Origin of the sequence: Amycolatopsis sp. cg13 (assembly GCF_041346965.1) — a bacterium.
In the GTDB taxonomy this organism is placed as follows: Bacteria; Actinomycetota; Actinomycetes; order Mycobacteriales; family Pseudonocardiaceae; genus Amycolatopsis.
Map to the genome: position 1 here is coordinate 7,094,906 of NZ_CP166848.1, position 24,038 is coordinate 7,118,943.

Sequence of the window (24,038 nt, forward strand, 5' to 3'; positions counted from 1 at the left end):
GGCATGGGAGCGAACGAGGGGCGCGGCCGGACCGCCGCGGCGCGGGTGCGGGAGGTGGCGACGCCCGAGTTGTACCGGCGCAACCCGTTCCGGATCGTCGGGCTCACCGCGACCGCGACGCGGCGGGAGGTGCGGGAGCGGCGCCTTCGAGTCCTAGGGGTGCTCGAAGTCGGCGGTGCGGCACCGGACGGAGTGCCCGCGGACGCGACCGTCGACGCGGTACGGGCGGCCTTCGACGCACTCGGCAACGCTGAGCATCGGCTGGTCGACGAGGTCTTCTGGACTTGGGGCCTGCCCACTGACTGCGGGTGTCCGCTGCAACTGCACCAGAAGCACGACAACGCCGTGGTCGCCCATGCAGCAGCCCTCGATGCGGAAGCTGACCGCACCGACGACCATCCAACTCCATTGTGGACCGAGGCCGGTCGTTGCTGGGGAGTCGTTCTGCGGAGCGAATCGTTCTGGCGACATCTGAACCACCGGGTCGAGAAGCTGGGCGACCGGCGGCTGGACGAATCCACAGTGGACGGTCTGCGCCTCGCCTTGCCGGACGCGTTGCTCGCGCCGTTGATCGAAGTCGCTGCCCGGTCGGCGGAGCCACGGCGGTTTACCGGGTATCTCGCGTTGTTCGCGGCTGACCGGCATGCCGTCGAGGACGCACGGGAGGCTATTGCCGACGGGACGTATCGGCGGGCCGAGTCGTTGCTCAAGGATTTGCGCGGTGAGCTGGACGGGAACCGGGCCGAGGCCGCTGCTTGGCGGGCCGTCGAGGAGACCCAGCCGTTGTTCGACCGGCTCGAAGAGGTCGTGCCGAGGGCGGAATTCCGGCGTACGGCGTCGCTTTCGGAATCGATCGCGGTGGTGGCGAACAATATCGGGGTCGCACTGGCGGACGCGGGAGGCGGGACGGGGCTGGTGCGGGAGGTGTTCGCGCTCGCTCGGCGGTGCAGTCGCGATCCGGAGACGCTGGAAGCTGTGGCGCGCAACGAGATCGCTGCCACGGCGTATGTGTCGACTCGTCCTCCGGAGCGGGAACCGTCGGCGGGCCGGATCTTCGGTGCGTTGCTGCACGCGGTCGCGGCGGCGGTGTTCCTGGGCTTCAAGCTTCCGGAGGGCGCACTTCTGGCTGTCATCTTTCTCGGCGCGGTTGCCGGTTCGTTGACGAATTGCTTTGTGGCGGCTCGGCCCTGGACCACTCCGGGGCGGTATCCGGCTCTGCTGGCGTTGGACGCGGTGGTTTATCTCGCGCTCCTCCCGGTTGATGTGCCGCATTGGCTGGCCGTTGCCGTTGCGGTGGTGCTGGTGTACGTCGCCCCGTTCGTTCGGGTGCGGAGGGGCTTGTGATGGCGGACCGGCGTGGCGAAGAAGCACGGCAGCGCAAGCAGCACAAGGAATTCCGGATCGCCGAACCTGGTCTGCGCGAGGAGGAACGCGCTCGGCTTCGCGACGCGCTGGAGCAACTCTCCGCCGTGTTGACCGATGCGCCGCCACTGTCCGAATCGGACTTGGCGGAGGCGGCGACGGCGTTGTGGCGGGCGCGGCGCAAGCTCGCCGGGGCGCAGGACCGGGCGGCGCGGCAGGCGGGCCGGTTCCTCAGCGCGAGCCAGGACGCGCTCGACGCGGCGGGGGTGCTGGTGCAGGACCACGACCGGATCCCGTTCGGCTCCGGGATGGCGCTCGAGGTGCTGCTGTTCCAGGACGAACCGGACCTGGACGTCGAGCGGGTGGTGGAGACCGTGCGGCCGTCGATTTACCTGACCGGCCGCCGGATCCAGATGGGACAGGTCATCGTCGGGCGCCCGGCCGCCCGGGGGAACGGGGAAACGGATGCGTGACACGATCGATTTCGGAATCGACCTCGGCACCACGAACAGCGCGATCGCGGTTCTCGACAACGGCGCGGTGGCGGTGATCAAGAACAACGCGCAGATGGATTACACGCCGTCCGCGGTGTGGAGCCGCCGACGCGGCGTGCTCGAAGTCGGGGCGGGAGCGCGGCGTCGGCTCGAGGACGATCCGGACAGTGTGCAGATCGAATTCAAGCAGGCCATGGGATTGCCGGACGCGCGGCGGGAATTCCCGAAGGCCGGATTCAGCATGACGCCGGTGGAACTGTCCGCGGAAGTGCTGCGATCGCTGCGCAATTCCGTTGCTCCGCGCGAAGTTCCGGACGCGGCGGTGATCACTGTGCCCGCCGCATTTCTGCTCAACCAGACCGAGGCGACGCAGGAAGCGGCGAAACTGGCCGGGTTCACCGGGAATTGCCCGCTGCTGCAGGAACCGACGGCGGCGGCGTTCGCGTTCGGGTTCCAGAACGAAAGCAAAGGCGCGCACTGGATGGTGTTCGACTTCGGCGGCGGGACTTTCGACTCAGCGGTGGTCAGCACTGTCGAAGGAGAGTTGAGCGTGCTGCATCACGCTGGTGACACCCACCTCGGCGGCCGGAACATCGACCAGGCGGTATTGGACCAGGTGCTGGCTCCGGAGGCGGCGCGGCAGCTCGGGTTCAGTGATTTCACCCGGGAAAATCCGTTCTGGCGGCGGAACTTCGCGCGGTTGCGCAGTGCCGCCGAGACGGCGAAAATCCAGCTCTCCCAAGCAGAACAGACCTACGTGCTGCTCGATCTCGACCGAGGCGACGGGCAGCGCGAGATGTTCGAATACACCCTGCGCCGCGAGGAAGTCGATCAGGTGGCGCGGCCGTTCTACCTGCGCGCGGTGCAGTTGTGCCGGTCTGCACTGGAGTCGGCGAATCTGCGTCCGTCGGACATCGACCGGTTGCTGCTCGTCGGCGGTCCGACGCTCGCGCCCGGTTTGCGCGAACTGCTGGCCGATCCGTCAGCCGGGCTCGGCATTCCGCTCGACCACAGTCAGGACCCGAGCACCGTGGTGGCCCGCGGTGCGGCCGCCTATGCCGGGACAGTGGCGCGGCCGCGGACGGTACGGCCAGCGAGGCGCGGGGAGTACGCGCTGGAACTGTCCTATCCAGCCACCACGAGCCTGCCGACCCTGCCGGTGTCCGGTCGTTGCTCGACTGACGGCCCGGCCGAGTGGGCCCGGTTCCGGATCGCGCTCAGCGCGCCGCAGCGCAGGCCGGTCTACCGGACGTCCGAGGTTTCCCTTTCCGCCGACGGAACTTTCACCGTCGACGTGGTGCTCGACGAGCTGAGCACGAACCGGTTCGAGATCGAACTGCTCGACCCGACCGGCGCGCGGGTTGCGGTGCAGCCGGACTCGCTCACGATCACGCACCAGCTCAACGAAATGATGGGTCAGACCGTGGTCAACACGGTCGGCCTGACCGAGGCCGACGGGTCGTTCACTCCGATGCTGATGAAGAACGCGCCGCTGCCGGCGGCGAAACGGCAAACGTTCTTCACCACGGCGACGCTGCAGCGCGGCAACACGTCCGCGGTGATCCGGATCCCGGTCGCGGAAGGCGAACGCCGTCGCGGCGAACGCAACCAGCAGGTGGGCGTGATCGAGATCCGCGCCAGGGACGTGCGGTTCGACCTGCCGCGCGGCAGCGAGGTCGTGATGACCTTCGAGATGGACGATTCGCGGCAGGTGTCGGTGGTGGCCGAGGTTCCATTGCTGGACAACGAGTTCGAGGCAGTCATCGATCTCAAACAGCAGCACGTGCCGGACCCGCAGACGCTGCGGCGGCTGCTGAATGAACTGGAAGCGCGGCACGAACAGGTGCGGACGGAGGTCGTAAGGACGCGTTCGGACCGGGCGCGCGGACTGCTGAACCGGCTGGACGAACAGGGCAGCGTCGCGGCGGTCCGGGACGAAGTGCGTTCCGGCGGCACCGACGAGGGGGCGGCGGTCGCCGCGGAACGGCGGATGCGCGACGTTCAGGCGGATCTCGACGACATCGAGGCGGAGCTGCGCGTACCCGAGGTGCTGGAGCGGCTGCGGGATCAGATCGAGCACTGCCGCGAGCTGGTCGACCGCGTCGGCGCGGACGAGGACCGGACTGAGCTGGCCGAGATCGAACGCCGGTACGCGGCTATCGCCGAATCGCATGACACCGAGGCGGGCGAGCGGCTGTCCGAGCGGGCGCTGGACCTGCAGGTTGTGTTGCTGCGCCGGGACGGTTCGCTGCATCTGGAGGTGTTCAACGCGCTGCGGGCCTCGCGCGACACCATGTCCGACCCGGCCCGCGCGCGGGAGCTGATCCGCGAGGGCGAGCACGCGGTGGCGACGTCGAACTGGGCCGCGCTGCCGGACGTCAACCGCCGGTTGCGTCGGTTGCTCCCGGACGACCGGCCGGGTCAGCCGGGCGGCGGGATTCTTCGCGGGGAGCGAGAATGAGCGGGCTTTCGCGGGCGCTGGAACGGGAACTCGTCCTCGCCGAAGGAGCCGACCTCGCCCGTCGCGGCGATTACGAGGCGGCCGTCGCACTCCTGGAGCCGGATTCAGCGGGCGATCCCGCGCGGCTCGATCTGTTGGCTCGCGTGCACGCGCAATCCGGCGACCTCGCAGCGGCAGATGCGGCATGGGCGGCGGTCCTGGCTTTGCAGCCGGGCAATTCCGCCGCGGAGGCGGGACGTCGAGTGATCGCGAAAGTCCATTCCGGACGGTTGCGTCGACGGCCGGTTCGCCGGTATCTGCTGACTGCTGGTGCGGTGGTGTTGATCGGCGGCGCGATCGTGGGCGGGGTGGTGCTGACGACGCGTCAGCCGCCAGCTCCCGTGATCATGGCGGTGAAGCCGGATGAAGGTCTCCGTGCTGAGCTGGATCGCCTGCGCAGCGTGGAATCCCGCGATGCCGCCGCCGCCGAAGAGCGACAGGGGCACCTGAATCAGCTGGCGAGGTCGTTGGCCGCGCCAGGAGTTGTTGTGAAGGCAGGAACCGACTCGGTCACGGTCAACTTCGGCCGCAGCCTGTTCAGTCCTAACGCGACAACGCCGAACGGGACTGGGCGGGCGGCATTGACGGATTGGGCGAGTGTCCTTAAAGGACAATCCGTACGCGTAACCGTGATCGGCCACGGCGTAGCTGTCCCCGGCGGCCCTTCTAGCGGCGGCTCGGCAGTCTCCTTGGCCCGAGCCTCCTCAGCGGCCCGGGTACTGGCCGGTGCGAGCGGATTGCCGTTGACCGCGTTCGCCGTCTCCAGCGCGGACCAAGGCGCGAACCCAGCCCGAACAGTCACACTCGAAGTGCAGCCGACCGACGCATGAACGCCACGTACAACGCCCCAGGCACGATGAGCCCAAGCAGCCACGAGATGTCCGCGCCACCGAGCAGCGGCGCGATCGGGCCGACGAAAACGCCTTCCACATTGGCGAACGGGATCTGCACCACGATCCCCAGTACGTAAGCGGTCAGCGCGGGCCAAACCCACCGGCCATATCGGCCATTCGGGTCGTAGAGCGCCTCCAGGTCGTACTTCTCCTTGCGCAGCAGGTAAAAGTCGACCAGGTTGATCGAGCTCCACGGCGTGAGGAAGTACAGCAGGAAGTCGAGGAACAGCACGAAGTTCGACAGGAACTGCCCGCGGCCGAGGATGGCGATCACCGCGCCGACCACGCCGACGCCCGCGATGTAGCCGATCCGCGTGGCCTGCGAAAGCGCCGCGCGGCGGCCGAAACCGGTCAGGGCGGTCGCGACGGTCATGTAGCCGCCGTAGATGTTCAGCACGTTCACCGTGAACTTGCCGAGCGCGATGGCTAGCAGCAGCGGGATCAGCAACGCTTCGCCGCCGAGGCCGACGACGTACGCGACTTCGTGGCCCTTGAACGCTCTCCCGGCAATGGCGTACGCCATCGCGCCGAACGACATCGCCCACACCGCGCCCAGCACCGTGCCGCCGTAGGTCCACCAGAACGTCGCGCGCACCGACGTCGCCGACGGCAGGTAGCGCGACGTGTCGGCGACGTACGGGCCGAAGGTGAGCTGCCACGACGCGGTCAGCGAGATCGCCAGCAGGAACTTCGGGAAGTCCAGGTGCGGCGCGGCGAGCACGGCGCCGAGGTCGTGCCCGCTGACCAGCCGGATCGTCAGATAGAGGAAGACGACCACGGACAGCGCGGACGCGAGCCAGCCGAACCGGTGGATCAGCCGGTACCCGACGATCGCGATCAGCGCCGAGGCGAGTGCGTAGACCGCGATCGCCGCGTCGGTGGGCAGGTGCGTGATCTGGGCGACCGCCTGGCCGCCGAGCAGCGAACCGCTCGCGAAGTAGCCGAGGTACATCACCACGACGAGCACCAGCGGGAGCGCCGCTCCGTACACGCCGAACTGCGCGCGCGACTGGATCATCTGCGGGATGCCGAGCTTCGGCCCCTGCGCGGCGTGCAGCGCCATCGGAATGCCGCCGAGCGCGTTGCCGAGCACGACCGCGACGATCGCCCACAGCGGATGCACGCCGACCAGCACGGTCAGCGCGCCGGTGACCGCCGAGGTGATCTGCGTGTTCGCGGCGAACCACAGGGTGAACAGGCTGCGCGGGTGCCCGTGCCGCTCGGACTCGGGCACCGGGTCGATCGAGCGTCGCTCCAATGTGGCCGCCACGTGCCCTCCTGCGGATCTTCGGTGAATGCGCTGGACGAACTCAACGTCAGCACGGCCCGTTCGGCCAAGTAGCCGCCGGATGATTCTGTCTCGGATCCCAGACCCTGACTGGCTGTCAGCGCCTGGCAGCGGGCTGCCAGCGGAGTGTGCGGCCGCTGCCAGCCGACGCCGCCAATCTTCAGCGGTCACCAGCTCACAGGGGAGAAAGATGCAGACTCCAGTCACCATCATCGGCGCCGGCCTCGGCGGACTGACCCTCGCCCGGGTCCTGTACCTGCGCGGGATCCCGGCCACGGTCTACGAAGCCGAGGCGTCGCCGATGTCGCGGTCCCAGGGCGGACTGCTCGACATTCACGATTACAACGGCCAGATCGCCGTCGAGGCGGCCGGTCTCATGGACGAGTTCCGCGACCTGATCCTCGAAGGCCGCCAGCAGATGCGGATCCTCGATCCCGACGGCACGGTCTTGCTCGATCATCCCGACGACGGCACCGGCGGCCGTCCCGAACTCCTGCGCGGCGAGTTGCGGCAGATGCTGCTCGACTCGCTCCCGGACGGCACCGTCCAGTGGGGCCGGAAGGTCAGCGGCGTCCGCACGGTCGCCGACGGCCACGAGGTTTCCTTCGCCGACGGCGGTTCGGTCGTCGCGAAGCTGCTGGTCGGCGCGGATGGCGCGTGGTCGCGGGTGCGGCCGCTGCTGTCCGACGCGATGCCGGAGTACATGGGCCTAGCGTTCGTCGAGACGTACCTCTACGACGCTGAAACCCGGCATCCGGCGGCCGCGAAGGTCGTGGGCGGCGGCGGAATGGGCGCGCCGGGGCCGGACCGGCGCATCATGGTGCACCGCGAACGCGACGCCCTGCACACCTACGCGATGCTGAACAAGCCGCAGGAATGGTTCGACGCACTCGAAGGCCTCGACACCCCGGCCGCCCTCGCCCGGATCGAGGCCGAGTTCGCCGGCTGGGCCCCGGAACTCCGCGAGCTGATCTCCGGCGGCGACACCGCGCCGATCCTGCGCCGCCACTACCGGCTGCCGGGCGTGCACCGGTGGGAGCGGACCCCGGGCGTGACGCTGATCGGCGACGCGGCCCACCTGCAGGGCCCGAACGGGGAAGGCGCGAACCTGGCCATGCTCGACGGCTCCGACCTCGCCGAACTGCTCGCCGCGCACCCGGACGACGTCGAGACCGCGCTGGCCCTGCACGAGGAACGGATGTTCGCGCGCAGCGAGGAGGTCGCGGCCGAGTCCGCGGAGATGGTCAAGCGGATCACCGCCGACCACGGCAAGGACACGGCGAAAGTCGTGGCCGAGGGGTTCCGGCGGATGCTCGCCAAGAAGCGGGAGCCTGCGGAGCGGGTCGGCTGAGGCGGTGCGGGTCGGCTGAGGCTGGTGCGGTGCGCGCCGTTGAACGTACGTGAGGGGAACCCTGAGGGAATCTGATTCCCTCAGGGTTCCCCTCACGTACGTCAGCGGCCCAGGCGGTGTGCTTGGAAGAACTGAAGGATCACCGGGGTGGCGTCGATCGGGGCAGGGGTGTCGGAGTCGTTGTTCGGGCGGGTGCTCGGCCAGACGTGTCCGGCTCCCTCCACCCGGTAATGCACCAGCGAACATCCGGGCCACCACTGCTTGACCACATTGCGGACCGGAGAAACCGAGACTGGGTAAGGGAAACACCGGTCGCGCGCGGCCCAGCCGTCCAGCCAGTCCGGAATGGACGGAAGCCCCTTCGCGGGATTTCCGGTGTACGGAATGGTGGTGTCGGCCGTGCCGTGGAAGTCGAGCAGCGCGACCTTCCGGCTCGGGCGGCAAGCCCCGCCCTGGGGATAGAACGCGCCGGAAACCGGGGCGAACGCGGCGATCCGGTCGGCCATCCGGCACGCCAGCACGCCGACGAACCCGCCGCCGTTCGACTTGCCCGCCGCGTAGATCCGCGCCGGATCCACGCACATCCGGTGCTGCAGCGAGGTGAGGAGGTCACCGGTGAACCGGACGTCGTCGACGGGGGCCGAGTAGGGCGCACCGGTCCAAGCGGATTTGCCGTCCGTGCCGGTGACTCCCTGCGGGTACACCGCGATCACGTCCGAGCCGGAGAAACCGGACAGTTCTTCTTGGTACTCCGCCGTGCGTCCGTGCCCGTGATAGGAGAGGACAACCGGGTACTGCCGGTGCGGGTTGTAGCGCGCGGGCACGTAGATCCGGTACTCGCGATCGATCCCGCCGGATGTCAGATGCTCGACCGTCGTGGTGCCGGCGCTTTCCACCGCCTGCCCGCATCCGGTCGTCGGCGCCGGTTCGGCCGATGCTGGCGCGGCAAACATCCCGAGCCCGATGGCCGCCGCTAGTACGGCAACGCCTGCACGGAAACGTCCGGACATCCGATCCTCCTCGATCGACGGGCGAGCGCGACCATAGTCACCCCGCATCGGCCCCGGACGAACCTTTCGTTCATTGAGTTAACGACTAGGCTCGCCTGGGTGACGGACGCGGAAGAGTCCTCTGCCAACCACATCACCGGCGGTCAGTTCGACAAAGTCGTCATGGCCGGGGCGGTGCACGGCGACATCAATGTCGGCCGGTCGGGCGACAGTCCGGCGGATCTGGCCGACCCGCTCATCGCTTCGGTCCGGCTGCAACCCGGCGGAACCCTGGCCGACCTGGTGCTCGACACCGATCCACCGCAGGTCGCCGTCCCCGGCGGGACCGTCCACATCATCACGGTCGAAGCCAGAACGACCCGCGCCGTCGTCCTGCAATCCGCGCGGATCGTGGTCGTCTCGCGAACCCCGCCGCGCCCGGCCTGCCTGCAGGTCCGCATCGGCGGCCTGCTGGAACCGCGCCCCTTCACGACCGACTTCGACGCCCCGTCGCCGCGCCTGGTCGCACAGGGCCCGGATTTCCCGTTCACCGTCAGCGCGACCGACATCGAGCAGTTCGAGATCGAACCGATCACCACCACCCACGAGGTCGCCTGGCGGCTCGAAGTGGACTGGACCTGCGCGGGCCGCCATGGCACCACAGTCATCGACAACCAGGGTGAGCCGTTCCACGCGTATCCGGTGCCCGCTCTCTTCTCCGGCCACTCGCCTTCAGTGCTCAACTCCGGCTGCGACCTGTTCCACGAACGAGGCTGCCCGGCCAGCCTGCTCGACGGCCCTGCTTCACTCTGGGACCGCGCACAGCCTCCGCCGTATCCCGTGCTGCCGCCTCTCATGGAGGCTCCGACCTCCGTGGACCTGGACCCCGACCTGAAAGACTCGTGGCCCGAATACCGCCGGGTCGCCAACGCCATCCGGATGTCGGCCGCCGAACCGGACTTCCGCGGCCACGAACCGCCGGAGTACCGCGCACTGCTCATCCGAGTGCTGCGCTACCTTTTCGTCTCCGGCCAGGCTCACCCCGGTGTCGCTCTGGGTCGCATCCTTCACGCCGAATGGACCGCGGCACTCGGCGAAGACCACCCAGACACTCTCGCCGTCGTCAACCGCCTGGCTGGTTGCCTGATAGGCACCGCCGAATACGCGGAGGCGCGCAACCTGCTGGGCGACCTCGCGTCCAGAGCCGGACGCGTCCTGGGCGAGGACGACCCGCTGACGTTGACCGCCATGAACAACCTCTGCGTGGCGTACCTGGGGCTGGACGAATACGAACGCGCTCGCCGCCTGACAGAGGATGTCCTGTCCCGAAGCCGCCGCGCCCTGGGCCCGGACGCGTTGGGCACCCTGCGGACGACGGGCAACCTGGTCAAGATCCACCTCCGCCGCGGCGACCGCGCCGCAGCTCGCGCTGTACTGGAAGACCTCCTGCCGCGTTGCCGAAGGGCGCTGGGGGAGGACCATCCGCAGACGGTGAGTGCTGCGGCTGTTCTGGCTCAGGTCCTCGCGGAGGAGGTCTGAACGCGCGTTTGCCTCGCCGGAGCTCGTTCTCTGTCGCAGGTGAACGGCAGCCTCGTGCTCCCGTGCGGCCTGCTGACTGTCCACAAGGGACGCAGGGGTCACCGCAATGCGCACTTTTGCCCAACTTGACCGTTTTCTTCGGTCGTGAGGGGCCCCTTGAGGGAATCAGATTCCCTCAAGGGGCCCCTCACGACCGACAAGCCCCATTGCGCCCATGACGCCGTCTTAAGTCCCTGGCATTGCCCCTGCGGTCGCCGTGGCCAGCTCCGTGCCGGTCCGCCGAGGTCAAGGACGGCAAAACCCCTTACCCGCCAACACCCGCTCCACCGAAGCCGTCACCTGCGCGGAAGACAACTCCCCGCTCTGCACCGCCCGCTGAAGCCGATCCACTACAGCCCCCACGTCGTTGTGCCCAGACGAGAACAACGCCTGGTCCGCCCCCGCCTGCAACGACTTCAACACCGCATCCGGCAACGCGAACCGGTCCGTGATCGCCTTCATCCCGCCGAGATCATCCGTGATCACCGGGCCCGTGAAGTGGAACTCGTTGCGCAGCAACCGATATGCCTCCGGCGCGAGCGACGCGGGCTCGTCCCCGGTAAGCCCAGGCACCTCCAAGTGCCCCACCATCACCCCGACCTGCCCGTACTCTGAGATATCGCGATAAGGCACCAGATCGACCCGTCGCAGCTGGTCGAGCGGCGGGGTCACGACGGTGCCGCGGTGCGAATCGCCGGATCCGTGGCCGTGGCCCGGGAAATGCTTGAGCACCGGCTGCACCCCACCTGCGCGCAGGCCCTCGGCGAAGGCCATCGCGTACTGCCGGACCTTCTCCGGGTCCGGGCTGTAAGAACGGTCGCCGATCACCGCGTCGTCGGGTTCGTCGCTCACGTCCGCGTCGGGGGCGTAGTCGACGGTCACCCCGCGTGCCCGCAGCTGCTTGCCGCGCTGCTCGCCGATCGCGCGCACCTCGTCCGGCGTCTTCGAGGCGGCCAGTTGCCGGGCGCTCGGGAGCGAGCCGTCGAGGTCGTCGATGCGCTGCACCCGGCCGCCTTCCTCGTCGACCGCGACCGAAACCGGGATCTTCGCGGCTCGCTGGACGCCGGCGAGCGCGCCATTTTGCAACAGCGTGGTCTTTTTGTCGCCCACGAAGATCCCGCCGACCTGCTGCGTCCGCACGAGCTCCGCGACGGCCGCCGGATCGCCCGCGTTGACGCCCGGCACCACGAGTTGCGCCACTCGCGCCCGCGGATCCATCCCCGCCACCGCCGACGCGCAAGACAGCTGCTCCGGCACAGTCTGCGAAGGCGAGGTTGACGCAGGTGGAGCGGCTTGCGGCGAACTGCCCGCACTCGGCGCTGTGAGCGGAGTGGGCGTGGCTGTTCCGGAAACGGAACGATCCCCGGAGCACGCGGAAAGTGCACATATGAGCGTTAAGCCGCCGACGGCGCCTGCGGTGATCCAGCGGGGTCGTGCGTGCGCCTTCATCATTTCCTCTGCATGTCCGGACGGGTCTCCGTGACGGTAACCGAACCCCACCGGCGGGCCCAACTTCACGCTGTGAAGAATGAGCGCGTCCCGACTAGAGATTTCGTGAAGCCGCGGTGGGCACACTGCTGGAACACGACAGGCGAGTGCTCTGCACCGGGGAGGCAGCGATGAATCAGGTCAAGGTTGCGGCATGGGCTTCGGACCCGATCACCCTCGCGGGCCTCATCGACCATTTGCGCACGCGCCGCGAGGTGCGGGTGATGCCGGGCCAGCAGCGCGGTGAAGCCGCGGTGCTCGTGTTCGCCGCGAACCGCGTCACTCGCGAGGTGAAGGCGGCGCTGCGGGCCGCGGCCTCGGAAACGCCCGCGGCCATCGTGTTCGTCGCCGGGTACGTGGACGCCGACGACCTGGCCGAGCTGGCCGCCTGGCACGTCGCCGCGGTGCTGCCGCGCGACGCGATCGGCGGCGACCAGCTGGTGCGCAGCATCGTGGCCGCCGCCTCCGGGCGCGAGACCTCGATGCGGGATCTGCTGCACCAGGCCGAGACCCTGCGCCGCGGCGGCGACCACACCAACCTGTCGCCGCGCGAGGTCGACGTGCTCCGGTTGATGGCCGAGGGCTGGGACACCGCGGAAATCGCGAACAAGCTCTGCTACTCGGAGCGGACCGTGAAGAACGTGATCTACGGCATGACGAACCGGCTCAAGCTGCGGAACCGTCCGCACGCCGTCGCCTACGCGCTGCGCGCCGGAGTGATTTAAAGGATGCTCACCACGTGCGAAAGCTGACCCGGCGCCCGGCCGTTGCCGCGCTCGCCGCCGCATTCCTGTTACTGGCGGCCGCGTGCGGTTCCGCCGCGTCCTCGGGGAAGATCACGCTCAGCGTGGCGACATTCGGCGAGTTCGGCTACGCGCCGCTGTTCGAGCAGTACCAGAAAGACCATCCGAACATCGAGATCCGCAGCCGGGTCACCGATTTCGACACGCATTTCAAGAGCCTCGCCACGCAGCTGGCGGCCGGGCGCGGCGCGGCCGACGTCGTCGCGGTCGAGGAGCAGTACATCCCGAAGTACATCCGGGCCAAGGACAAATTCGTCAACCTGGCCGATTTCGGTGCGGACAAGCTGAAACAGCAATGGGCGTCGTGGAAGTGGGCGCAGGGCACCTCGGGCGATTACGTGTTCGGGCTCGGCACCGACATGGGCAGCCTCGCGATGTGCTACCGCCGGGATCTGTTCCAGCAGGCCGGATTGCCGACCGACCGCAAGGCTGTCGCCGAGCTGATGCCGGATTGGCAGGGCTACGCGAATGTCGCCGCCCGGTTCACCGAAAAGCTGCCGAAGGTGAAGTTCGCCGATTCGGCGGGCACCGTCTACACCGCGATGCTCAACCAGTCGCCGGAGAACTACTTCTCGGCCAAGGACGATTCCTACATCGCCGACCAGAACCCCAGCGTGCGCACCGCGTTCCAATTGTCCGGCGGCCTCGCGCAAGCCCACGAAACGGCGGGCGCGACGACGTACACGCAGGCTTGGAACGTCGCGATCAAACAGGGCAGCTTCGCGACCATCGCGTGTCCGGCGTGGATGCTCACACAGATCAAGGAAGCCGGCGGCGACGCGGTCAGCGGCAAATGGGACGTCACGACGGTGCCGGGCAACAGCGGCAACCAGGGCGGTTCCTTCCTCGCTGTGCCGAAGCAAAGCGCGCACCCGAAGGAAGCCTACGACCTCGCGCAGTGGCTGACCGCGCCCGCGCAGCAGAAGCGGCTTTTCCTTTCCGACGGAATCCTGCCGAGCGAACCGGGCGTGTATCAGGATCCGCAGGTCATCGCCCACACCGATCCCTATTTCTCGAACGCCCCGGTCGGCCAGATCTACGCGGCGTCTGCGGACCGGCTGCGGCCGAACTACCGCGGCCTGCACGACGCGGACGTGCGTCCCGAATTCGGCCGCGCGCTCGGCCGGATCGAGGACGGGAGCGAGAACGTCGAGCAGGCGTGGGCCGACGCGGTCCGGATGGGCCGCGACGCGATCAAGTAGCTGTCGTGGACCGGAAGCTCACCCCCTACGTCTTCATCCTGCCGTTCTTTGTCCTTTTCGGAGTGTTCGGCGCGTTCCCGCTGCTGTACACGTCGTGGGTTTCGCTGCACCGGTGGGACTTGCTTTCCGGTCCGGAAGGCGGCCTCGGCTTCTCCAATTACGTCGAGCTGTTCGGCGATCCGCGGTTCTACAACGCGCTTTTCAACACCGTCAGCATCTTCCTGCTCGCCGCGATCCCGCAGTTCTTCCTCGCGCTCGGCATCGCCGCTTTGCTGAACCGGCCGCTGCGCGCGGCGACCTGGTGGCGGGCCGGGCTTTTGCTGCCGAACCTGGTGTCCGTGGTCGCCGTCGGGCTGGTGTTCGCGCAGCTGTACAGCTCGGGCTACGGCGTGGTCAACGAAGTGCTCGGCTGGTTCGGGGCGCCGCCGATTTCCTGGCAATCGCACCAATGGTCGTCGCACCTCGCGGTGGCGAGCATGGTGATGTGGCGCTGGACCGGCTACAACGCGTTGATCTACCTGGCCGCGATGCAAGCGGTGCCCCAGGATCTGTACGAGGCCGCCGCGCTCGACGGCGCCTCGCGGTGGCGGTCGTTCTGGTCGATCACCGTTCCCGGCATCCGCCCGACCATCGCTTTCACCGCGGTCGCAGGCACGGTCAACGGACTCCAGCTCTTCGCCGAACCGCAACTGTTCGACGCCACGGGCAACGGCGGCGCAGGCGGCAACGACCGGCAATTCCAAACGCTCACGATGTATCTGTACGAAAAAGGCTTCGGCAAATTCGACGCCGGATACGCGGCGGCCCTGTCCTGGGTGATGTTCCTGATCTGCCTGGTGTTCGCGGTCTTCAACTACCGGCTCGTGCGCCGCTTCGTAGGTGCGCAGTGATCCGCCGGGGCCGGGCCGGGGGCTGGGTGTACGCCGTGCTGGTGGGGCTGGTCGCGTCGTCGCTGTTCCCGCTGTACTGGTCGTTCGTAGTGTCCACTCGGGACAACGCGGCGATCGGCGAGACCTCTCCGCTGCTGCTGCCCGGCGGCCATCTCTTCGACAACATCCAGCGTGTGTTCACCACCGTCGATTTCTGGCTGGCGATCGGCAATTCGCTGATCGTCGCGACGACGGTGATGGTGTCCAATGTGGTCCTGTCCAGCTTCGCGGGCTTTTCCTTCGCCCGGCTCCGGTTCCGCGGCCGCAACACGCTGTTCCTCCTCGTCGTCGGTTCGGCGATGGTGCCCGCACAGCTGGGCGTCGTGCCGCTTTACCTGGTGGTGAGCGATTTCGGCTGGTACGGCCGCCTCGAAGCGGTGATCGTGCCCGCGCTGGTGAGCGCGTTCGGTGTGTTCTGGATGCGCCAGGCCTGCGAGGGCTCGATCGACCAAGATCTGGTCGACGCGGCCACTGTGGACGGAGCGTCGGTGCTGCGCACGTTCTGGCACGTGGCTGTCCCGGCGATCCGTCCACAAGCGACTGTCCTGGCGATGGTGACTTTCCTGGGCGCGTGGAACGACTACTTCTGGCCGCTGGTCGTCCTCGATCCGGCGCAAACGCCGACCGTGCAGGTAGTCCTGTCCCAGCTGGCGAGCGGCTACTTCACCGACTACGCCCTGATGCTGACCGGCGCGACGCTGGGCGTGCTGCCGGTGATCATCCTCTTCCTGCTGCTCGGCCGAAACCTGGTGCGCAGCATCTCGACCGGTCTGACCCGGGCGTAACTCACGAGACGTAACGCCCGAAGAACCCAGCGATCGCGGACCGCTGCACGGCGATGCTCGCCCGCGGATCAATAGTCCCGATCCGCGTCTGCCGTACCTTCGGATCGACCGGCACCCGCTGCGCCAGATTAGGCAGGAACCACTGCACATCGGTGTAGCTGTAGTGCATCGCCGTAGCCAAGGTGATGTCCTGCTTCGGAGCAGAAGTGTGCTCCCACAACGACTTCCACGCGGGCGACGTCCGATGGCTGCGCGCCTGGCCGTCACTGGTGCTCCCGGACGACCCCATCAACAACACCGGCCGCGACACCCCCTCCGCACCAGCGCGAGTGAGCTGCTTGCCATCGACGTCGTAAGCGAGCCAACCGTCTAAATCGGCCGCCGCGTCCACCCGAGAGTCCACTGTAGACACCTCAGCAGCCGTATCCCCGCCGAACGAATGCCCGATCGCCCCGACCCGGCTCATATCCATCGCCTGCCCGAGCCCCGGAATGCCCGGCAGCTGATCAAGGGCGAACCGGACATCCGCGACCCGTGTCCGCATCCCCGCCACCAGATCCTTGCTCTGCTGGGAGAACACCACCCGCCCGTCAGGAAACACGACGAACGGCGCCTCGCCGGTGTGGTCGATGGTCACCACGATGTACCCGCGGCTGGCGAGATCCTCGGCGGTCGCGCTGCCCAGTGCCCGCAGCGACGCCCAGCCCGGTGAGTACACGACCACCGGCCACCGTCCCTGCACCGGCGCGTTCGCCCGGGCGTGCGTCTCGACGGCCGCCCAGTCGACCTTGCCGGTCGGCAGCCCCAGCGCCGGTGCCGCGCCCTGGTCGAAGTACGGCGCGGCCTTGGCGGGCAGATACCGCGCCTTCGGACCAGCGCCGGGCCGGGTCGGATACCAGACGCTGACCATCAGCTCCCGGTTCCGCGCCTGGTCAACGAGGTGGACGTCGCGCTCGCCGATCGCGTGCGGCCCGGACGGCGTAGGAAGTTCAAAAGTGGTTTCCGCCGCGGCGGGCGCGGAACCCAGTGCGGTAACGAGGAGGGCGGCGGCGAGGACAGTTCGGAAGCGCATGCCGGAACTCTGCCGGTTTGCCCGGGATGCCCGCGCCTGCCGACCGTCTCCAGCGACCCCCTACTTTCGTCACCCCGTTCGTCGCGCCACGGTCGTCGCCAGCTCGCTCCGCGACGGTGCGTCCAGCTTCCCGAGCAACCGCACGACGTGCGCCTGGACCGTCCGGCGCGGAATCCGCAGCTCGGTCGCGATCTCCGGATTGGACCGACCCGCGGCGACCAGCCGAGCAATACGGACTTCCAGCGTCGACAGCGATTCCCAGCCGTGCTCGGGCCGCGCCGACGCCAGCGAAGCACCGCGCTGCACGCCGACCGCCTGCAACCGCGTCTCCGCGTGCTCCAGATTCCACGCCGCCGAAAGCTCCGTGTACAGCGAAGCTGCCTCGTCGAACGCAGCCTGCGCGGCATCCAACCGACCGACCCGAGCCAGCAGCACCGCCGCATCCTCCAACGCGCTGGCCAGCTCCGGTTTCCGCCCCACCGCACGGAAATGCTCCACCGTCCGCAGCACGGGCTCCGGATCCTCGTCCAGCAACCCGCGACACCATTCCGCGGCCGCGAACGCCCGCGCCGGTTCGAGTTCCTTCTCCGCCTCTTCGACACACACCGCCAGCGCCCGCTCCGCTGCCGCCCGGTCGCCCGCCGCCAACGCGATCTGCGCGAACTGCGGCAACCACTGATGCCGCAACATCATCTGCGCGTACGTCGGATTCAGGATCGGTTCGAACACCGTGATCGCCTTCTGCAAATCACCCTGCTGATAGGCGACAAGCGCATGCGCGGCAAGCAAAAAGTCGAAACTCTCCCGCTCGGCACTGGTCGCGGGCGCGTGTTCCTCCGCGGCGTCCAGCAGCGCGGCCGCCTGCGCGTGTTCGCCCCGCCGGGCCGCGATGAGCGCCGCGACCCCGTGCAGCAGCAACGCCGCCGCACCCGGTTCGCGCAGGCCGAAAAAGGTGATCGCCGGACCGTCCTCGGTCACCGTGTCCAGTTCGACCAGCGCTTCGTCCCACCGGCCTTCCCAATACCGGTGCACCGCGACGGAAACCTGCAGCCCGCTCGGCATGCTGTGCCTCCGCGTGACCTCAGCGGCCTCCTGCAGCGTGCGGTTCGCGTCGTCCAGCCGGTCGAGGTTCTGCAGCGTGAAGACGCGGTTGTCCAGCAGATCCAGGTGCAGATCGGCCAGCTCGTGCTCGTCGCCGACGGCCGCGATCGCCTCGTCCACGTGCTTCAGCGCGCTGGCGTGATGCCGCCGCACGGAATCGACCAGCCACAACGTCTGCAGCGCGTGCGCGGTGAGGTAGCCGTCGCCGTTCGCCTCGGCTCGGGCGTGGTGCGCGTTCTCCTCCGCGACGTCGAGGTCGTCGAGCCCGCCGCGCCGGTAGTTCGCGAGCAGGTGGCGACCCCGGACCCGCCACAGCTCCGGGACTCCTGGATCCTCCGCCGGATTCCCGAGCGTCTCCACCGCGAGTTGCGTGTCGCCCCGGCGGAACTGCATCGCCGACACGATGTGGCGCATCTCCGCCGCGTGGTCCGGATCGCGAGCCAGCTCAAAGGCTTGCAGCGCAAGGTCTTCCGGACTTCGTTCGAGCCGGAACAACACCCGCACCAGCGCGACCAGCAGCGGCTCGCGCCGCGGATCGTCGTCCTTGACCACGGCCAGCGCGCGCTCCAGAAGTTCGACCGCGATCAGCGGAGCCCGGTTCGACACCGCACTCTGGTGCTCCACGAGCCAGTCCAGCACCCACGGGTCCACAGTGGACGGAACGGCCACGAGCTGCTCGGCGACCCGCTTCACCGGCGCGCCGATCTTGGCCAGCGCTTCGGCGGCCTGGCGATGCTGCGCGGCCCGGGTTTCCGGCGGCAGATGGTGGTACAACGTCTGGCGCAGCAACGGAAGCCGGAACGCGAGCTGGGTTCCGGTGTCGAGCAGGATGTTGTCCGCGACCGCCGTTTCGAGCGGGCCGAGCAGGTCCGACGGCCGCTGCCCGAGCACTGCCGCGATGTCGCCGACCGCGAATTCCATGCCGAGAATCGCGCCCCAGCCCAGCACGTGCCGGGTTTGCTCGGGCAGCAGCTCCAGCCGCCGGTTGACCGCCGCGACGATCGACTCCGGCGGCTCGAACCGCAGCGGATCCGGGACGTCGGCGAGCCCGTCGCGCTGTTCGACCGCGCCCGAGTGCATCAGCGCGTCCAGCATTTCCTTGAGGTACAACGGATTGCCGCCGGCGCGCGCGGTCAGGTCCCGCAACCGCGGCCCGGGATCCGCGCCGATCTGCCGCTGCAGGAGGCACAGGACGTCGTCCTCGCCGAGCGGTCCGAGGTCGAGTACGACCCCGTCCCGCGTCTCGACGCCACGGCGCAGCTGGGTCATCTCCGGCCGCTCCGGTGCCGGTCGCGTCGCGGCGACCAGCAACAACGGCAGCTGCCGAGCGGCCGCGGACAGTCGATGCCACACCAGCACACTCGACTCGTCCGCCCACTGCAAGTCGTCGACCACGAGCAACAACGGCGATTCGGCGCACAGTTCGTCGACGAGCGCCAGCAGCCGGTCGACCGAATCCAGCACCGGGTCGCCGACTCGCCGTACCGGTTCCTCGCTGCTCAGCGCGACGCGCGCCCGGCGCGGATCCGGCGAATGCGGATCGATCGCCAGGCATTCGTGCATGACCTGCAACGGAAACCGCATGCTCAGCTCGTCCGCGGTGACCCAGGCGACCTGCAGGCCGCCGGCGTCGCCGAACGCGTGCGCCAGCAGCTCCGACTTCCCGATCCCGGCCTCGCCCTCGATCCACACCGCCCGGCCCCGGCCCGCGCGGACCCCGTCGAGCAGCTGGTGGAGCTTGCCGACCTCGGCTTCCCGGCCGAGCAACGGATCCCGCGGCGCACGCACGACCGGCTCGGGCACCGCCGGTCGCCGCAGGTCCAGCGCCGGATCCTCGGCGAGCACGCGCTGGTGCAGCTCGCGCAGTCCCGGTCCAGGCTCCACGCCCAGCTCCGCGCGCATCGTGCTGCGCGCGTCGCGGAACACATCGAGCGCGTCGGAATGCCGACCGCTGCGGTAAAGCGCGAGCATCAGCGACGCCCGCAACGATTCGCGCAGCGGATATTCGGCGGTCAGCGCGGTCAGCTCAGCGATGATCTCCTGGTGGCCGCCCATTTCCAGCCTGCTGCGGGCGGCCCGGTCCAGCGTGTCCAGCCGCAGCTCGGCGAGATATGCGCGATGCCGCTCGGCGAAATTGCCAGGCACCCCGGACAGCGCTTCGCCGTGCCAGAGCTTGAGCGCGGCGCTGAACTCGGCCACCGCGCGGTTGTGCGCCCCGGCTTCGGCCTCGCGCTTGCCGTCTTCCCGGTGTTGCTCGAACTTCGCCGCGTCCAGGGCTTCCGGCGCGAGGTCCAGCGTGTAGCCCGCCGGGCCGGACCCGAGCACCGTCGACGCGGACCACCGGGTGCGTTCGGGCTCCAGCGCGCGGCGCAGCCCGGAAATATAGGTATGGACGCTGCCTTCGACACTGGCCGGCGGCGACTCGCCCCACACACCCGCGATCAGCTCCGCACGCGGTACCGGCCGTCCGGCGGCGACCGCCAGCATGGCGAAGACCGCCCGCTGCCGCGCGGGTCCGAGCGAGATTTCGGTCGTCCCGCGCCAGGCGCGCAGCGGGCCGAGCACCGTCACCCGCACATCCCCTGGCATGCCGTTCCATTCGCCGTGTCGACCGAGTTTACCGCCTCGATCATGGACGCGAGTCCACCCCGGTTCACTCTCCTGCCGCACGCGCGCGGACCGGACTGGCCCGCCGGATGCCGTACGGCTGCATCCGCGTCTCGGCCCGCCGCACGTCCCACGCCGCGCCGACCGAGGTGTAGCTGGTGAGTGCCGCGAGGAAAGCCGTGCGCGCCTCGTCGAGACGGCGGTACTCGGCGAGCAGGATCGCGGCGTCCTCGCTGGCGCGCGCGTGCTTGAGCATCCGTCCGGCGGCCTCGTAGTGCGTGGCGGCGCCGAGGATCGCGTCCGGATCCGCGGTGACCAGGCCCCGGCAGTGCGCGGAGGCCGCGGTGTGCGACGGCGGAGTGTCGTATCCGCTGGTGTCGCCCATCAGCCGCAACGCCCGGAACGCGTGCGGCTGGTCGCCGAGTTGCATGGCGAGCCGGGCGAGATCGGGCAGCCACTGCTGGCGCGCGGCGGGCGGATAGCTCTGTTCCAACAGCGGGAGCAGCGCGGCGAGGGCGGCTTCGGGGTCGCCTTCCAGCTCGGCGAGCTGGGCGCGCGCGGCGAGCAGGTAGTCGCCGCCGTTCGGTTCGAGACCATGCGGGAACTGATGCCGGGCCGCGGCGTCGAGATGCGCGCGTGCTTCGTCCGGCTCGTCGCGGTGACTCGCGATCAGCGCGCCGACACCGTGCACCAGCAACGCCGATCCCGGGCTGCGCAACACATACGACGCGGTTTCCGCGCCGCCCCGGATCACCGTGTCGAGTTCGGAGAGCGCCTCGCTCCACCGGCCGCGCCAGTAGTAATGCACCGCGCCGGCCAGGTGCATCTCGCCCGGCACCGCGCGGGTCGCGGCCAGCCTGCGCGCGGTGCTCAGGTCGGCGTCATTGTCGAGACCGTCCAGCACGCCCAGTTCGGACAGATCCGGTGCCGCCGCTTGATGATCGACGGCGAACCGTTCGATAGTCACGCGCAGCGTTTCGTGCCGCCCGCGCCACATCTCCGGCACCTTGGGGTCGGCCAGCGTACGGCGGACTTCCGCGGAAGCTTCGGCGAATTCGCCGCGTCGGTAATAGATGTAGGCGAGGATCCAGCGCATTTCCGCGGCCTGCCTGCTGTCCTTGGTGCGCGCGACGACCGACCGCGCCTCCGCCTCCGGCTCGCGACCGAGCCAGAAGAGCAGCCGGGCGAGCGTGGCGGTGAGCGGTTCGCGGGCCTCGGCAGGAAGCACGGCCTGCTTGACGACCTGTTTGAGCAGGTCCACCGCGATCCGCGGCGACTGCGCGGCGACCGTGCCGATGTGCTCGACCAGCCAGTTCGCGACCCACGGGTCCACCTGCGCGGGCGCGGCGGCCAACTGCTCGGCGACGCGTTCCGCACCCGCGCCCGCTCCGTCGAGGGCTTCGGCCAGCTGCCGGTGCAACGCGACCCGCATCGCGGCCGGCGTCTTTTCGTACAACACGCGGCGCAGCAACGGATGCCGGAACGCGAGCAGATCGCCGGACTCGACCAGCACGCCCGCGGTGAGCGCCTCCTCGACCGCGGCGACGAGCGCGGTCGGCGCGCGTTCGGTGGCGATCGCGATGTCGGCGAGCGAGAATTCCTTGCCCAGCAAGGCCGCCCAGCGCAGTAAGTCTCGCGCGGAGCTGGAGAGGAAGATCAGGTACAGCGTGATCCGCGACCCGAGCGGCGACGGGATCGACCGGCACGAGGAACCGTCGACGACCGCGTGCGCACCGTCGAGCAGGATCATCGAATTGGCGAGCAGCGTTTCGACGATTTCGGTGGCGTAGCGCGGATTTCCGGCGGCATGGCCGAGCAGCAGCGAGAGCATCCGGTTCGGCGGCGCGCCGGTGAGGTCGGCGGAAATCTTCCGGATCTCGTTGTCCCGCAACGGCTCCAGGCACAGCAGCGAGGTCGTGCCGGACGACAGATCCGCGGCAAGCGCTTCGAGCGCGGCCGAGCGGGGGAGCGGCCGGCTCGCTCCGACGAGCAGCAGCGGCAGCCGCCGGGTCTCGCGGGCGAGGTGCTGCCACACCTGCAGCGTGGTTTCGTCAGCCCACTGCAGATCGTCGACCACGAGCGCGAGCGGACCGTCCGCGCACAGCTGCCGGACCAGTCCGAGAATGCCCTGGACCGGATCCAGCTCCGGGTTCTCGGCGAGCGCCACCGCCAGTTCCGCGCGACGCAGGTCCGAGGCGCGCGGGTGCACGCCGAGCGCGTCCAGCAGCGGCCGGAGAGCAAAGCCCTGGTCGAGCGAATCGGCGGCGGCGAACAGTGCGGTATAGCCGGTTTCGTGCGCCAGCGCGACGGTTTCGGCCAGCAGCGCGGTCCGGCCGATCCCCGGTTCGCCCTTGACCCACACCGAACGGCCGAGGCCGCCGCCGAGACCGGCGACAGCCTCGCTGAGCAGCTGTAGCTCGTTCTCGCGCCCGACGAACGTCGCCGGGCGCGGCGGCAGCACCGGCAACGGGAAGCGCGGGACTTTCGTGACCGGTGCGGGCGTGGCCGCCTCGTCGGCGGCCAGCAGCTTTTCGTAAAGCTCCCGCAGCGCTGGCCCTGGCTCGGTGCCGGACGCTTCGACCAGCCGCTCGCGCAGCTCGGTGTAAACGGTGAGCGCCTCGTGATGCCGTCCCGCGTGGTCGAGCGCTCGCATGAGCAGACCGTGCAGCGGCTCGCGGAAGGGATGTTCGGCGGCGAGTTCGCCGAGCTGCGTGACGAGCCCGGCGGACTCGCCCGAGTCCATCGCCAGCTCGGCCCGGCGTTCGACGGTCGCCAGCCGAAGCTCCTCCAACCGCACCCGCTGCGCGCTGGCGTAATGACCGGACAGGCATTGCAACGGCGTGCCGTCCCACTCTGCGAGAGCCTCGTCGAGCACGCTCCGCGCCTCGGCCCGGCGTCCCTCAGCGAGCAGCCGGTTGCCGAGGTCGCGCAGCGCACTGAAGCGGTGGACGTCGATCTGCTCCGGCTCGACGCAGAGCGAGTAGCCGGACCCGGTGGAGGCGATCAGCCGCGATTCGGCGCCTTTGCGGCGGCCCGGTTCGAGGACGCGGCGCAGGCCGGAGATATAGGTGTAGATGCTCCCCTGCGCGCTGGCCGGGGGCGCGTCGCCCCAGACTGCGTCGATGAGCACTTCGCGGGAGACCGTGCGGTTCGGGGAGAAGGCGAGCACGGCGAAGACTGTGCGCCGATGAGCGGAACCGAGGTCGAGCTGCCGGTCGCCGAGCCAGGCTCGTACCGGTCCGAGCAGCTGGATTTCCGGCGCCGGGACGCCGCCGGATGCCGACATCGGTCTCCCTTCACGCGCTGACGGATCGTCACACGCCGGATGCCACTGGTGAGCTTACGCCGAAAAGGTGACGTGGCGGGACCGCCCCGGGTTGCTTTTGCCGGTCTTGTCCAGCGAATTGTCTGGTGGACAGGGTCGAGAGGGCGGCCTCGCGGTGAACGCCGGGCAAACCGGCCGGGCGGTCCGGCAGGCACACCTCCCGCGACAAAGGGGCATCCGGCCCGTTCCCCGGTTTCCGAACGGGAATCCCTGCGGCAGCCTCGATGAGGAACCCGCGCGCTCGATCGCGGTCTCGACGTGCGGACGGTGA

Annotated in this window: 16 protein-coding genes; 10 read left to right on the top strand and 6 right to left on the bottom strand. The window is 69.2% G+C overall.

Annotated features, from left to right (window positions below):
• Positions 1–3 precede the first annotated feature (3 nt).
• The 4 genes from AB5I40_RS33395 to AB5I40_RS33410 are packed head-to-tail and all read left to right on the top strand — an operon-like array spanning position 4 to position 5,186.
• Positions 4–1,344 (top strand): hypothetical protein, encoded by a 1,341-nt coding sequence (locus AB5I40_RS33395; RefSeq protein WP_370934180.1) that lies wholly within the window; start codon positions 4–6, stop codon positions 1,342–1,344.
• Positions 1,344–1,835, top strand: coding sequence for a hypothetical protein (locus AB5I40_RS33400; protein WP_370934181.1), 492 nt, complete (start codon positions 1,344–1,346; stop codon positions 1,833–1,835). The genes AB5I40_RS33395 and AB5I40_RS33400 overlap by 1 nt, the downstream gene beginning before the upstream one ends.
• The gene (locus AB5I40_RS33405; protein WP_370934182.1) at positions 1,828–4,317 is read left to right on the top strand and encodes an Hsp70 family protein; all 2,490 of its coding nucleotides are present in this window, start codon (positions 1,828–1,830) and stop codon (positions 4,315–4,317) included. Before AB5I40_RS33400 ends, AB5I40_RS33405 begins: the two co-directional genes overlap by 8 nt.
• Positions 4,314–5,186: a hypothetical protein gene (locus tag AB5I40_RS33410; protein WP_370934183.1), complete on the top strand. Its 873-nt coding sequence runs from the start codon at positions 4,314–4,316 to the stop codon at positions 5,184–5,186. The genes AB5I40_RS33405 and AB5I40_RS33410 overlap by 4 nt, the downstream gene beginning before the upstream one ends.
• Here the strand turns inward: AB5I40_RS33410 and AB5I40_RS33415 are convergent.
• Positions 5,155–6,519, bottom strand: coding sequence for a cytosine permease (locus tag AB5I40_RS33415; RefSeq protein ID WP_370934184.1), 1,365 nt, complete (start codon positions 6,517–6,519; stop codon positions 5,155–5,157). The genes AB5I40_RS33410 and AB5I40_RS33415 overlap by 32 nt on opposite strands.
• 208 nt (positions 6,520–6,727) lie before the next feature.
• Here AB5I40_RS33415 and AB5I40_RS33420 point away from each other — a divergent pair, with 208 nt between their 5' ends.
• Positions 6,728–7,888 carry an FAD-dependent oxidoreductase gene (locus AB5I40_RS33420; protein ID WP_370934185.1) on the top strand — a complete coding sequence of 387 codons (1,161 nt, stop codon included), beginning with the start codon at positions 6,728–6,730 and terminating at the stop codon, positions 7,886–7,888.
• A gap of 101 nt (positions 7,889–7,989) precedes the next feature.
• On the opposite strand, the gene AB5I40_RS33425 is transcribed toward AB5I40_RS33420, so the two are convergent.
• Entirely contained in the window at positions 7,990–8,898 is a 909-nt protein-coding gene (locus AB5I40_RS33425; RefSeq protein WP_370934186.1) for a PHB depolymerase family esterase, read from the bottom strand.
• Between the two features lie 99 nt (positions 8,899–8,997).
• Between AB5I40_RS33425 and AB5I40_RS33430 the strand changes: the two genes are divergently transcribed.
• Positions 8,998–10,416 carry a tetratricopeptide repeat protein gene (locus AB5I40_RS33430; RefSeq protein ID WP_370934187.1) on the top strand — a complete coding sequence of 473 codons (1,419 nt, stop codon included), beginning with the start codon at positions 8,998–9,000 and terminating at the stop codon, positions 10,414–10,416.
• A gap of 285 nt (positions 10,417–10,701) precedes the next feature.
• On the opposite strand, the gene AB5I40_RS33435 is transcribed toward AB5I40_RS33430, so the two are convergent.
• Positions 10,702–11,673, bottom strand: coding sequence for a glycoside hydrolase family 3 N-terminal domain-containing protein (locus tag AB5I40_RS33435; RefSeq protein WP_370934188.1), 972 nt, complete (start codon positions 11,671–11,673; stop codon positions 10,702–10,704).
• 401 nt (positions 11,674–12,074) lie between these two features.
• Here AB5I40_RS33435 and AB5I40_RS33440 point away from each other — a divergent pair, with 401 nt between their 5' ends.
• The 4 genes from AB5I40_RS33440 to AB5I40_RS33455 are packed head-to-tail and all read left to right on the top strand — an operon-like array spanning position 12,075 to position 15,662.
• A complete protein-coding gene (locus AB5I40_RS33440) occupies positions 12,075–12,668 on the top strand; it encodes a LuxR C-terminal-related transcriptional regulator (RefSeq protein WP_344279903.1) in 594 nt (197 codons plus the stop codon).
• A gap of 14 nt (positions 12,669–12,682) precedes the next feature.
• Positions 12,683–13,948 (top strand): ABC transporter substrate-binding protein, encoded by a 1,266-nt coding sequence (locus AB5I40_RS33445; RefSeq protein ID WP_370934189.1) that lies wholly within the window; start codon positions 12,683–12,685, stop codon positions 13,946–13,948.
• Positions 13,949–13,953: 5 nt separating this feature from the next.
• Positions 13,954–14,838, top strand: a complete 885-nt coding sequence (locus tag AB5I40_RS33450) for a carbohydrate ABC transporter permease (RefSeq protein WP_370934190.1) — start codon at positions 13,954–13,956, stop codon at positions 14,836–14,838.
• On the top strand, positions 14,835–15,662 hold the full coding sequence (locus tag AB5I40_RS33455) for a carbohydrate ABC transporter permease (protein ID WP_370934191.1): 828 nt from the start codon (positions 14,835–14,837) through the stop codon (positions 15,660–15,662). Before AB5I40_RS33450 ends, AB5I40_RS33455 begins: the two co-directional genes overlap by 4 nt.
• A gap of 1 nt (position 15,663) precedes the next feature.
• Here AB5I40_RS33455 and AB5I40_RS33460 read toward each other — a convergent pair whose 3' ends face one another.
• The 3 genes from AB5I40_RS33460 to AB5I40_RS33470 all read right to left on the bottom strand — a co-directional run bounded on the left by AB5I40_RS33460 (position 15,664) and on the right by AB5I40_RS33470 (position 23,728).
• Positions 15,664–16,734 carry an alpha/beta hydrolase family protein gene (locus AB5I40_RS33460; RefSeq protein WP_370934192.1) on the bottom strand — a complete coding sequence of 357 codons (1,071 nt, stop codon included), beginning with the start codon at positions 16,732–16,734 and terminating at the stop codon, positions 15,664–15,666.
• Positions 16,735–16,803: 69 nt separating this feature from the next.
• Positions 16,804–20,424 (bottom strand): BTAD domain-containing putative transcriptional regulator, encoded by a 3,621-nt coding sequence (locus AB5I40_RS33465; protein WP_370934193.1) that lies wholly within the window; start codon positions 20,422–20,424, stop codon positions 16,804–16,806.
• Positions 20,425–20,488: 64 nt separating this feature from the next.
• Entirely contained in the window at positions 20,489–23,728 is a 3,240-nt protein-coding gene (locus AB5I40_RS33470) for a BTAD domain-containing putative transcriptional regulator (RefSeq protein ID WP_370934194.1), read from the bottom strand.
• Between the last annotated feature and the right edge of the window lie 310 nt (positions 23,729–24,038).